The following is an 11,577-nucleotide window of genomic DNA, read 5'->3' as shown; positions in this document are numbered from 1 at the left end:
TGCCCCGGGGCCCTTCTTCGTACGTGATGCGTCCTCAGCCGGACGCGCTGCCCGACGGCTCGGTCGGCGCGGTCACCGCGGGGCGTCGGCTGGCGATGACCTTCTTCGCCAGCGACCGCGGGCTGGTCAGGAAGCCGAAGCCCCACGACATGTGCATGGTCGCCAGCGCCACCGGGATCCACGCCCGGGCCTTCGGCGAGAGCCCCTTGCCGGCGGGCACCGAGCCGGCGGTGATCGCCGCCAGGTAGCCGCCGGGGACGACGAGCGCCCACGGGGTCAGCACCGCGCCCGCCACCAGCCCCGCCGCGATCGCGCACAGCGCGACCGGGGGCGCCAGGTAGCGCGGGTTGATCGAGCCGCGGTGGTAGCGGGCGACGACGTGCCGCCAACGGCCGTAGTCCTTGTACTGCTTGGCCAGCGCACGCACCGACGGCCGCGGGCGGTAGCTCACCTTCAGCTCCGGGGAGAACCAGATCCCGCCGCCCGCCTCGCGGATGCGGTAGTTCAGCTCCCAGTCCTGGGCGCGGATGAACTCCACGTTGTAGCCGCCCTGCTGCACGAGCGCCTCGCGGCGGAACACGCCCAGGTAGACCGTCTCGGCGGGGCCGGCGGCGCCACCGGTGTGGAAGGCCGCGTTGCCCACCCCGATCTTCGAGGTCATGGCGGCGGCGACGGCGCGCTCCCAGTCGTTCTCGCCCTCGGCGTGCATGATGCCGCCGACGTTCTGCGCGCCGGTCTCCGTCAACAGCCGCACCGCGGTGGCGATGTAGTTCGCGGAGAGCATGCCGTGTCCGTCGACCCGTACCACGATCGGGTGGCTGGACGCCTCGATCGCCGCGTTCAGCGCGGCGGGGGTGCGGCCGGTCGGATTGGGCACGGTGCGGACGCGGGGGTCCTCGCGGACCAGCTCGGCGGCGATCTCGTCGGTGCGGTCCACGGAGGGGCCCAGCGCGATCACCACCTCCATCTCGCCGTCGTAATCCTGGCCGAGGATGTGGCGGACCGAGTTGCGCAGGTGCCGCTCCTCGTTGAGGACCGGCATGATCACGGAGACAGGGGGCGTGGCGTTCATCGCCCGCCACGTTACCGCGAATGGGGGACACGGACGCGCGGCGGCCGGTCGGTGCGACGGACCGTCGATCGTATGGGCCTACGGTGTGCTGGATTCGCCCTTGTAGCCGCATCCGCCCTCACCCGTCCGGGAACCTCCCGGGTCCTCGGACCCGTCGGAAATCCCACCACCCCAACCCGTCACCCACGGTAACCGTATCGTCACCCTATTGCTCCCGGCTCGTTTCACCCGTGACCGACCACGTCACCCGTGTGCACCAGCGCTCGGAACCGTTCCTCGCACTCGCCCCGCGGAGGTGTCCCCCTCGTGCCCACGCCGGCCCGCTCCCCCCGTCCCCGGCCGCGCCCCCCAGGCCCCCCGGCCAGGACCGGGAGCAGACGCCCGGTCCGTCGTCGGTCCCGCTGGGGGCTGCGGGCGGCGACCGCGCTCTCCATGGCGGTGCTGGGCGCGGGCGCGATCGGCCACGCCCTGATGACGGGGCTGGACAGCGGCATCACCCGGGTCGACCCGTTCCGGGATATAAAAAACCGCCCGGTCAGCGGTCACGGCATGAACATCCTGGTCGTCGGCACCGACGGCCGCGAGAAGATCACCAAGGCGGAGAAGGAGAAGTACCGCCTCGGCGGCGCGCCCTGCAACTGCACCGACACGATGATGCTGGTGCACCTCTCCCGCGACCGGGACCGGGCGAGCGTGGTGAGCCTGCCCCGGGACAGCTACGCGGAGCTGCCCGCGCACACCGACCAGAACAGCGGCCGGCCGCACGAGGCGCACCCGGTGAAGCTGAACGCGGCGTACGCGGAGGGCGGCCCCGCGCTGACCGTGCGGACCGTCGAGCAGATGACCAAGGTGAAGATCGACCACTACCTGGAGGTCGACTTCACCAGCTTCATGAAGACCGTGGACGCGGTCGGCGGGGTGGAGGTCTGCACCACCAGCCCGATGAAGGACAAGTACACCGGCCTGGACCTGGCGGCCGGCTCGCACCGCTTCAACGGCGGCCAGGCCCTCCAGTACGTGCGCTCCCGCCATGTCGACGGCGGCTCCGACCTGGGGCGCATGCAGCGCCAGCAGCGCTTCATCGCGGCCCTGATCAAGCAGGTCACCAGCAGCGGGGTGCTGCTGAACCCGGTGCGGTTCCGGGAGGTCGCGACGACCATGGTCAGCTCGGTGCGCGCCGACGAGAAGTTCGGCACGGACGAGATGCTGGCCCTCGGCCGGGCGATGCGCGGCTTCTCGGCGGCGTCGTCGGAGTTCACCTCCGTGCCCGTGACCTCCATGGGCCAGGTGCAGGGCGTGGGCTCGGCGGTGAAGTGGGACCCGGAGAAGTCGGAGCGGCTGTTCCGGATGATCCGCGAGGACCGGCCGCTGGCGGGCGGGCGCACCAAGTCCGCGCAGAAGAAGAAGCTCGTGGAGGTCTCCCCGCAGCAGATCAGGGTCCAGGTCCTCAACGGCACGGCCACGGAGGGGCTGGGGCGGCGGGTCGACGCGGACCTGCGCAGCACGGGCTTCGCCACCACGCGTGCGCCGCGCAACGGCACCGACACCGCCGTGCCGCGCACCTTCATCTCGTACGACCCGCGGTGGGACCGCTCGGCGCGGAGCCTGTCGACGGCGCTGAAGGGCTGCGAGATGCGGCCGGTGAAGGGCCAGGGGCCGACGCTGAAGGTGACGGCGGGCACGGACTACACGGGGGTGGTGCCGGTACGGGCGGAGGACGCCTTCCAAGGCGAGTTCGGCGCGGTGACCGGGGACGAGGTGGTGTGCCCGTGAGGGCGTGAGGGCGTGTGGGCGCACGGCGGCGCGCACGGGCGGGGGCGTCAGTCGTCGATGCCCTCGGCCGCGCGTTGCTCCCGCAGCTCCCTGATCGCCTGGCGGCGGGCGAGCCGGTGCGTACGGCGGATCTGCGCTTCCTGGTAGCGCCGCTTGTCGCGCTCGGTCTCCGGGGCCACCTGCGGTACGGCCCGCGGCCGGCCGTCCCCGTCCACTGCGGCGAAGACGAGGTAGGCGGAGCCGACCTGCTGGGCCGGGGTGGACTCGTTCCACCGCTCGGCCAGCACCCGGACGCCGATCTCCATCGAGCTGCGCCCGGTCCAGTTGCACTGCGCGCGCACGTGCACGAGGTCGCCGACGCGGACCGGTGCGAGGAAGACCATCTCGTCCATGGAGGCGGTGACGGCGGGCCCGCCGGAGTGCCGCCCGGCGACGGCGCCCGCGGCGTCGTCCACCAGCTTCATGATCACGCCGCCGTGCACGGTGCCGAGGAGGTTGGTGTCGCTGGCGGTCATGATGTGGCTGAGGGTGGTGCGGGAGGCGGAGGTCGGCTTCGTCGGGATCGCCGACGTTTCCGATGGCTGGACCTGGTCTGTCATGTCCTCCACCCTAAGCGGGCGTAGGCCCCCTCTCCGGGTGACGTTCCCCGCGCTTGCCCGTGCGGGCCTGCGCCTCGGAACCCCCTCGACCTGTCGTTGCGCGTCTGCGGCCCTTCTGGTGGCTTGTCGCGCAGTTCCCCACGCCCTCTGGGCGCGGGGAACTGCGCGAGCAAGCACATACGGGCCGCAGACGCCATGGAACGGCACCCCGCAGACGGAACCGCGCATACGCACAAACAGGGCGCAGACGCCATGCAAACGGCACCCCGCACGGGCGCCCGCGCCCGTTCCCAGCCCGGAGCGGAGCGCAAATGCATCAGGTTCGCTACGGGGCCGCCCCGAAATCCCACCCGCCCTGTCAACGCGCGAGTGTGAGCCGGCACACTTGTCGCATGAACGAATGGCCCGATGGATACGGACGCGGCAGCCAGGGTTCCGAGCCCGAAGGCGCACGCGTGATGCGCCATGTGCAGCGGCCTCCGGTCCCGCAGCAGCAGTCGCAGGGGTACGACGACCACGGCGCGCCCACCCCGTACGACAGCGGGTACAACACGGGCCAGGTCTACGGGACGCCGTCCAACCAGCAGGGCTACGGCCACGGCCAGGGGAACGACGGCTACGGCAACCCGCCGGCGCCGCCCGGGCCTCCCCCGGGCCCCCCGCCGTACCGCCAGCCGCCGAACTGGCGTCGCCGGATAAAGATCGGTGCGCTGGTGCTGGTCGTCACCTTCGTCGCCGTCACCATAGGCACGTACTTCTGGGCCGACTCCAAGGTCCGGCGCGAGGTCGACCTCTCGAAGGTCATCGAGCGGCCGAAGGAGGGCGACTGCACCACGTATCTGATCGTCGGCTCCGACAGCCGCGAGGGCATGTCGGCCGAGGAGAAGAAGAAGCTGCACACCGGCTCCGCCGACGGCAAGCGCACCGACTCGATGATGATCCTGGCCGACTGCTCCAGCGGCCCGGTGATGGTCTCCCTGCCGCGCGACTCGGACGTGGAGATACCGTCGTACAAGGGCTCCGACTCCGGCAAGCTCTTCCCCGCGCAGGGCCGCCGGACGAAGCTGAACGCCGCGTACGCGGAGGACGGCCCCGAGCTGCTGGTGCGCACCGTCGAGCACAACACCGGACTGCGGATCGACCACTACGCCGAGATCGGCTTCGCCGGCTTCGCGAGCATCGTGGACGCGATCGGCGGCGTCGAGATGGACATCCCGAAGGCGTTCAAGGACAAGAAGTCCGGGGCGGACTTCGAGGCGGGCAAGCAGACCCTCGACGGCGAGCAGGCGCTGGCGTTCGTACGGACCCGGTACGCGTTCGCCGAGTCGGACCTGGCGCGCACCAAGAACCAGCAGAAGTTCCTCGCGGCGCTGGCCAGCCAGACCGCGACGCCGAGCACCATCTTGAACCCCTTCAAGCTGTACCCGACCATGGGCGCCGGTCTGGACACGGTGATCGTGGACAAGGACATGTCGCTGTGGGACCTGGGGCAGATGTTCTTCGCGATGAAGGGCGTCACGGGCGGTGACGGCACCTCGATGAACATGCCGATCTCGGGGACCCGGGGCGGCAACCTGACCTGGGACCGGGCGAAGGTGCAGGACCTCGTGGAGCAGATCCAGAAGGACCAGAAGGTCACCGTCACCGAGAAGTGACGCCGTAGGGCTCAGACCCGCCGTCGTTCCCGCACCGCCTAAGGTGTGGGAACGACGGTTCTCTTTTGTGACGGTTCTCTTGTGCGGGGTGGTGCGGCGTGGACGCTGAGACGGCTCGGCTGCGGGCCCTGGAAGCGGCGCGGACGCTGTTCAACGAGCGCGGTGTCCAGGCCGTGGGCATGGACGCGATCCGGACCGCTTCCGGGGTCTCCCTCAAGCGGCTGTACCAGCTCTTCCCGTCGAAGGACGCACTGGTCGAGGAGGTGCTGCGGCTCCGGGACGAGGCGTTCCTCGCGGACGTCGCCGCGCACGCCGAGCGGACCGGTGCCCGTGCCCCGTACGACCGGGTGCTCGACGTCTTCGACTTCCTCGCCGAGTGGTTCGCCGAGCCGGACTTCCGCGGGTGCGTCTTCATCAACGCGCACGGCGAGCTGGGCGGGGTCTCGGCGGGCGTCACGGCCGTGGTGCGGGCGCACAAGCAGGCGGTGCGGGCGTACTTCGCGGACCTGGTCGACGCGCTGGGCGCGCCCGCGGGGCTCGCCGATCAGCTCGCCGTGCTCGCGGACGGCGCGATGGCCAGCGCCGGCGTCAGCGGTTCGCCCGCGGCAGCGGGGCAGGCGAAGGAGGCCGCGCGCGTCCTCGTGGACGCCGCCCTGGGCCGCTGAGCCGTGTGCCCCGAGGGGGTCAGGGCGGGCCCGAGCCGTGCAGCCAGAACGCGCCGTACACCGCCGCGCCGACCGCGGCGACGGCGATCACCGTCCACGCCAGCCGCGCCTTCGCCCGGGCGAGCGCCAGCGCGATCGGCAGGAGCAGCGGGAACGCCGGCATCAGCAGCCGCGGCTTGGAGCCGAAGTAGCCGGACGAGCACAGGGCGAGCGCGACGACGATGCCGCAGTACGTGAGGAGGGGCGCCGGCTGGCCCTGGCGCACGCCCCGCCAGTACAGCCAGGGCACGACCAGGACGCCCGCGGCGAGCGCGAGGCCCGCGGCGGGTGTGCTGACGACGAGGTCGCCGATGAAGCGGGCGAAGGCGAGGCCGCCGTCGAAGCCGTTGCCCCAGGCGCCCTGCACGTCGAGGTAGCCGAAGAAGGGGCTGCCGGTGCGGACGCCCACCCACAGGACGTAGCCGGCCGCCCCGAGCGGGGCGAGCAGCGCCCCGAGCACCGGCCGCCACCTGGGACGCGTCTTGTCGGCGCGCAGGGCGAGCAGTGCGCCGACCCACACCGCGGCGGCGACCGCGAGGCCGACGGGCCGGGTCAGCCCGGCGAGGGAGGCGAGCAGCCCGGCGGCGATCCAGTGGCCGCGCAGGGTCGCGTACAGCGCCCAGGCGGCGAGGGCGACGAACAGGGACTCGCTGTACGCCATGGACTGGACGACGCCGACGGGCAGCGCCGCGTACAGCGCGACCGCGAACAGCCCGGCGCGCCGCCCGTACACCAGCTCCACCACCTGGAAGACGCCCCAGGCGGCGGCGAGGGAGGCGACGGCGCTGACGGCGAGGCCGGCGTCGGCGGGGCCGAGCGGGGTGAGCGTCGAGACGCCCTCCTCCAGCCACGGCAGCAGCGGGAAGAACGCCATGTTCGACAGGACGCGGCCGTCGGGTGCGGTGAGGGTGAAGTCGTAGCCGTGCTCGACGACGCGCACGTACCACAGCGAGTCCCAGCGCTGGGACAGCAGCTGGCGGGCGCTGCGGTCCGCGAGGTGCGCCCAGCCGGCGAGGACGAGCAGGCCGAGGGCGCGGATCGCGGCGTACGCGAGGAGGGCGGGGGCGACGGCGCGCAGCCGGTCGACCGCCGGGCGGGCCCGACGGGGGCGGTCCGCCGTGTCCGGGGCGGTCGGGTTGGTGAGTGTCACGCCAGCGTCCAGGTCGTTTCGTCGTCGGGGGCCCGTCCAGTATCCGTGCCCTGCGCGCGGACGCGGGACGGCCCCCGGGGTGGGTACCCCGGGGGCCGTCCTTCTCGCACTCCCGTTGTGAGCCGGTCGGCTCGTCGGCCTCGCGGCCGAGGATCAGCCGAAGAGGCTGAAGGTGTTCCAACCGCCGCCGATGGTGAAGCGGCTGGAGGTCTTGAACGGAACGGTCTCGGAGCCGCGGCCCGGGTAGCCGTACATCGTGCCCGACTTGTCGCGGACCAGGAAGTCCGAGACGCCGTCGCCGGTCATGTCACCGGTGGAGACGTACGCGGTGAAGTTCCAGCCGGAGCCGACCAGAACGCGGGACTTGAAGGGCAGCTCGGAACGGCCGGTGCCCTTGTACATCCACAGGCCACCCTTGGGGTCGCGGGCGAGCAGGTCGGGACGCCCGTCACCGCTGTAGTCACCGCGACCGATGGTGGTGTAGTTGGCCCAGCCGGAACCGATCGTCTTGCGGGCACCGAAGTGGTAGTCGCCGCCGCCGCGCCACATGTAGAAGTTGCCGGCCGCGTCGTTGGCGGTCAGGTCCTCGCGGCCGTCGCCGTTGATGTCGCCGGTGACGGTCAGGTTCTTGAAGCCGCCCCAGCCGCCGCTGATGACGCCGGCGTCAGGCGTCCAGGCGCTGGTGAGCAGCCACCCGTCCGTCGTGCGGGCGATCATGTCGGGGTAGCCGTCATTGTCGAGGTCGCCGACCTGACGGATGAGGTTGAAGTAGGTGTAGTCGGCTTCGGGCACGTACTCCGGCTTGTTGAAGCTGGTGCCCTTGGAGGTGTAGATGTACACGTCACCGTTGGGCTTGGCCGCGACGAGATCGGCCTTGTTGTCGCCGTTCAAAGAGCTCGCAGCGGCGGCTGCGCCGGAACGCCCGCTCACCTTGGGCACTTGGCCGTTCTTGATGCCCTCCTGGTGGGCAGCGCGGAGCTTCTTGGCCAGGTCACGGACGTCGGACGGCGCGGACTTCGCCGGAACCTCGTTGGCCTGGGCCGGTGCGGCCATCAGGACGGCGCTGCCCAACATCGTTGCGGCGAGCGCCGCGGGAAGGGCCTTGCGGACCTTCTGAGAAATGGATGTCACTCACATCTCCTGTGCTTGCGTCAGCGGGCGCGAAAGAGCGCGCTCGCGCTGAGAAGAGTGGTTAAGAAGAGGGGCATCCCTACGTGGCAGCGGCCTTCGCGAATGCGTACGGGCGCGTGCCAGCTGAAACTAAAGCGTGTTCCCCCCGCCTTATGTGCCACAGATGCTACACGGATCCTTCGCCCTGGTGTCCGAATTTATTGCGTGATTACCGCGGTGACCGGTGATTGACCGGCATGGGCGACCTTCAGGCGGCCTTTTCCACTCCTCCACAAACGTGACCGGTGAGGAACCGTCAGCACGCGAGCGGGCCCCGGCCGGTCGGCCGGGGCCCGCTGCGGAGTGCGCTTCGAGGGCTGGAGGGGGGTTACGGGATGTTGCGCGCCATGACGATGCGCTGGACCTGGTTGGTGCCCTCGTAGATCTGGGTGATCTTCGCGTCGCGCATCATGCGCTCCAGCGGGTAGTCACGGGTGTAGCCGTAGCCGCCGAGGAGCTGCACGGCGTCCGTGGTGACCTCCATGGCCACGTCGGAGGCGAAGCACTTGGCCGCCGCGCCGAAGAAGGTGAGGTCGGAGTCGACCCGCTCGGACTTGGCCGCGGCGGAGTACGTGAGCTGACGCGCCGCCTCCAGCTTCATCGCCATGTCGGCGAGCATGAACTGGACGCCCTGGAAGTCGCCGATCGGCTTGCCGAACTGCTTGCGCTCCTTCACGTACCCCTTGGCGTAGTCGAGGGCGCCCTGTGCGACGCCGAGGGCCTGGGCGGCGATGGTGACGCGGGTGTGGTCGAGGGTCTTCATCGCGGTGGCGAAGCCGGTGCCCTCGTCGCCGATCATGCGGTCCGCGGGGATGCGGACGTTGTCCAGGTACACCTCGCGGGTCGGCGAGCCCTTGATGCCGAGCTTCTTCTCGGGGGCGCCGAAGGAGACGCCCTCGTCGGACTTCTCGACGACGAAGGCGGAGATGCCCTTGGAGCGCTTCTCCGGGTCGGTGACGGCCATGACGGTGTAGTACTCGGAGACGCCGGCGTTGGTGATCCAGCGCTTGACGCCGTTGAGCACCCAGTGGTCGCCGTCGCGCACCGCGCGGGTCTTCATGCCCGCGGCGTCGGAGCCGGCGTCCGGCTCGGACAGACAGTACGAGAACATCGCGTCGCCCTTGGCGAGCGGCGCCAGGTAGCGGGCCTTCAGCTCCTCCGAGCCGGAGAGCATGACCGGCAGCGAGCCGAGCTTGTTCACGGCCGGGATGAGGGAGGAGGAGGCGCACACCCGGGCGACCTCCTCGATCACGATCACGGTGGCGAGGGCGTCGGCGCCCGCGCCGCCGTAGCTCTCGGGCACGTGGACGGCGTGCAGGTCGTTGGCGACCAGGGCGTCCAGCGCCTCCTGGGGGAAGCGGGCCTCTTCGTCGACCTCCGCGGCGAACGGAGCGATCTTCGCCTCGGCCAGGGAGCGGACGGTCTCACGGAGCATGTCGTGCTCCTCGGACGGGCGGTACAGGTCGAAGTCAGCCGATCCGGCCACTGTCACTCACTCCCCAAGCTGCTAATTACCGTTAAGTAACTAATTTTAGACGCGCTGTCCTGCTCCGGCATACGTGACCTGCGCGACAGCCGCAAGACCGCGCCGGGGAGTGCTCGGTCGGCGGTGGACGGGGCGCGACTATGCTCGGGCGCGTTCCGCCCGTCGGGCTCGCGGCGCCCTTGCGGCCCGTGCGGCCTCGCAGCGCATCTCGGCAGTGCGTCTTCAGCAGTACGTCTCAGCAGTACGTCTTAGGAGTACGGATGGCCCTCAAGATCACCGTGATCGGCACCGGGTACCTCGGCGCCACGCACGCCGCGGCGATGGCCGAACTCGGCTTCGAGGTGCTGGGGCTCGACGTCGTGCCCGAGAAGATCGAGATGCTGTCGGCCGGCCGGGTCCCGATGTACGAGCCCGGGCTTGAGGAACTGCTGGCCCGGCACGTCGCCGGGGTCGAGGGCTCCAGCGGGCGGCTGCGCTTCACCACCTCCTGGGAGGAGGTCGGGGCCTTCGGCGACGTCCACTTCGTCTGTGTGAACACCCCGCAGAAGCACGGCGAGTACGCCTGCGACATGAGCTACGTGGACGCCGCGTTCGCCTCGCTGGCGCCGCACCTGACGGGGTCGGCGCTGGTGGTCGGCAAGTCGACCGTGCCGGTCGGCAGCGCGGAGCGGCTGGCGCGGGTGCTGCGCGACCTGGCGCCCGGCGACGCCGAGCTGGCCTGGAACCCCGAGTTCCTGCGGGAGGGCTTCGCCGTCCGGGACACGCTCCACCCGGACCGGATCGTGGTCGGCGTGGCGAGCGAGCGGGCCGAGAAGCTGCTGCGCGAGGTGTACGCGACGCCGGTGGGCGAGGGGTCGCCGTTCGTGGTGACGGACTTCCCCACCGCGGAGCTGGTGAAGACCTCCGCGAACTCCTTCCTGGCCACGAAGATCTCCTTCATCAACGCGATGGCCGAGGTGTGCGAGGCGGCCGGCGGCGACGTGGTGAAGCTGGCGGAGGCGATCGGGCACGACGAGCGCATCGGGAAGAAGTTCCTGCGCGCGGGGATCGGCTTCGGCGGCGGCTGCCTGCCGAAGGACATCCGGGCGTTCATGGCCCGCGCCGGCGAGCTGGGCGTGGATCAGGCGCTGACCTTCCTGCGCGAGGTCGACTCCATCAACATGCGGCGCCGCGGTCACATGGTGGAGCTGGCGCGGGAGGCGGTCGGCGGGTCGTTCCTGGGCAAGCGGGTCGCGGTGCTCGGCGCGACGTTCAAGCCGGACTCGGACGACGTGCGGGACTCGCCCGCGCTGAACGTGGCGGGCCAGATCCACCTCCAGGGCGGCCAGGTGACGGTGTACGACCCCAAGGGCATGGCGAACGCGCGGGCGCTCTTCCCCACGCTGGGTTACGCGGAATCCGCGGTGGCCGCGGTGCGGGGGGCGCACGTGGTGCTGCACCTGACGGAGTGGGGCGAGTTCCGCGAGCTGGACCCGCGGGTGTTGGGGGAGGCGGCGTCGGCGCGCATCGTCCTGGACGGCCGCAATGCGTTGGACGCGGAGCGGTGGCGGGAGGCGGGCTGGGTGTACCGGGCGATGGGCCGCCCGTCCGCGTAACACTGCGCTTCTGCTGGCCGCCGGTGACTGCGGGTCGCTCCGTGGAAGTCCGCGGTTCCCCTGCGGGGTGCGTCGGTCTCTGCGGCCCGGTGGGTGGCTTGTCGCGCAGTTCCCCGGGCCCCTGAAACCCCTGCCGTTCCCCTGCAGGGAGCGTTGGCCCCTGCGGCCCGGTGGGGCTTGTTCGCGCAGTTCCCCGCGCCCCTGAGGTGGCTTGCCTGCGCGGTTGACTGCGGGTGTGGTGGACGGTCACAGACTTCCCGCACTCATCAGAGCTTCGGGACGTGGCGCCAGGAGCGGTGGGGGTCCCTCATGCCCTCTGGGGCCGAAGGGGCGGAACTGCGCGAGGAGCGCCCACGGTCCGCAGAGACCGACG

9 protein-coding genes are annotated in these 11,577 nt (G+C 71.1%); 4 read left to right on the top strand and 5 right to left on the bottom strand.

Annotated elements, in window-relative coordinates; all coding sequences use genetic code 11:
• Positions 1–34: 34 nt before the first annotated feature.
• The gene (locus tag ABZ842_RS05015; protein WP_361531717.1) at positions 35–1,072 is read right to left on the bottom strand and encodes a glycosyltransferase family 2 protein; all 1,038 of its coding nucleotides are present in this window, start codon (positions 1,070–1,072) and stop codon (positions 35–37) included.
• A gap of 432 nt (positions 1,073–1,504) precedes the next feature.
• Here ABZ842_RS05015 and ABZ842_RS05010 point away from each other — a divergent pair, with 432 nt between their 5' ends.
• Entirely contained in the window at positions 1,505–2,845 is a 1,341-nt protein-coding gene (locus tag ABZ842_RS05010) for an LCP family protein (protein ID WP_361531714.1), read from the top strand.
• 47 nt (positions 2,846–2,892) lie between these two features.
• Here the strand turns inward: ABZ842_RS05010 and ABZ842_RS05005 are convergent, their stop codons facing one another.
• Positions 2,893–3,444 (bottom strand): acyl-CoA thioesterase, encoded by a 552-nt coding sequence (locus ABZ842_RS05005; protein WP_361531711.1) that lies wholly within the window; start codon positions 3,442–3,444, stop codon positions 2,893–2,895.
• Between the two features lie 392 nt (positions 3,445–3,836).
• On the opposite strand from ABZ842_RS05005, the gene ABZ842_RS05000 reads away from it, so the two are divergent.
• Together ABZ842_RS05000 and ABZ842_RS04995 are read left to right on the top strand one after the other, a co-directional pair.
• On the top strand, positions 3,837–5,099 hold the full coding sequence (locus tag ABZ842_RS05000) for an LCP family protein (protein ID WP_361531708.1): 1,263 nt from the start codon (positions 3,837–3,839) through the stop codon (positions 5,097–5,099).
• 98 nt (positions 5,100–5,197) lie between these two features.
• Positions 5,198–5,764, top strand: coding sequence for a helix-turn-helix domain-containing protein (locus ABZ842_RS04995; protein ID WP_361531705.1), 567 nt, complete (start codon positions 5,198–5,200; stop codon positions 5,762–5,764).
• Between the two features lie 19 nt (positions 5,765–5,783).
• Here ABZ842_RS04995 and ABZ842_RS04990 read toward each other — a convergent pair whose 3' ends face one another.
• The 3 genes from ABZ842_RS04990 to ABZ842_RS04980 all read right to left on the bottom strand — a co-directional run bounded on the left by ABZ842_RS04990 (position 5,784) and on the right by ABZ842_RS04980 (position 9,609).
• Complete coding sequence (locus ABZ842_RS04990; RefSeq protein ID WP_361531853.1) at positions 5,784–6,881, bottom strand: glycosyltransferase family 39 protein; 1,098 nt, start codon at positions 6,879–6,881, stop codon at positions 5,784–5,786.
• 225 nt (positions 6,882–7,106) lie between these two features.
• Positions 7,107–8,084 carry a VCBS repeat-containing protein gene (locus ABZ842_RS04985; protein WP_361531702.1) on the bottom strand — a complete coding sequence of 326 codons (978 nt, stop codon included), beginning with the start codon at positions 8,082–8,084 and terminating at the stop codon, positions 7,107–7,109.
• Between the two features lie 367 nt (positions 8,085–8,451).
• Positions 8,452–9,609: an acyl-CoA dehydrogenase gene (locus ABZ842_RS04980; RefSeq protein WP_361531699.1), complete on the bottom strand. Its 1,158-nt coding sequence runs from the start codon at positions 9,607–9,609 to the stop codon at positions 8,452–8,454.
• 260 nt (positions 9,610–9,869) lie between these two features.
• On the opposite strand from ABZ842_RS04980, the gene ABZ842_RS04975 reads away from it, so the two are divergent.
• Positions 9,870–11,204 carry a UDP-glucose/GDP-mannose dehydrogenase family protein gene (locus tag ABZ842_RS04975; protein ID WP_361531696.1) on the top strand — a complete coding sequence of 445 codons (1,335 nt, stop codon included), beginning with the start codon at positions 9,870–9,872 and terminating at the stop codon, positions 11,202–11,204.
• Positions 11,205–11,577: the final 373 nt, after the last annotated feature.

It is taken from the genome of Streptomyces sp. NPDC047315 (assembly GCF_040643215.1).
GTDB lineage: Bacteria > Actinomycetota > Actinomycetes > Streptomycetales > Streptomycetaceae > Streptomyces.
The sequence above is the reverse complement of the archived record's forward strand: the minus strand, read 5'-3'. Positions and strand labels throughout refer to the sequence as shown.

What these genes read in the sequence shown, in the direction of transcription:
- ABZ842_RS05005 (WP_361531711.1), bottom strand. Translation starts at nt 3,444, where the DNA reads ATGACAGACCAGGTCCAGCCATCGGAAACGTCGGCGATCCCGACGAAG.
- ABZ842_RS05000 (WP_361531708.1), top strand. Translation starts at nt 3,837, where the DNA reads ATGAACGAATGGCCCGATGGATACGGACGCGGCAGCCAGGGTTCCGAG.
- ABZ842_RS04975 (WP_361531696.1), top strand. Translation starts at nt 9,870, where the DNA reads ATGGCCCTCAAGATCACCGTGATCGGCACCGGGTACCTCGGCGCCACG.
- ABZ842_RS05010 (WP_361531714.1), top strand. Translation starts at nt 1,505, where the DNA reads ATGGCGGTGCTGGGCGCGGGCGCGATCGGCCACGCCCTGATGACGGGG.
- ABZ842_RS05015 (WP_361531717.1), bottom strand. Translation starts at nt 1,072, where the DNA reads ATGAACGCCACGCCCCCTGTCTCCGTGATCATGCCGGTCCTCAACGAG.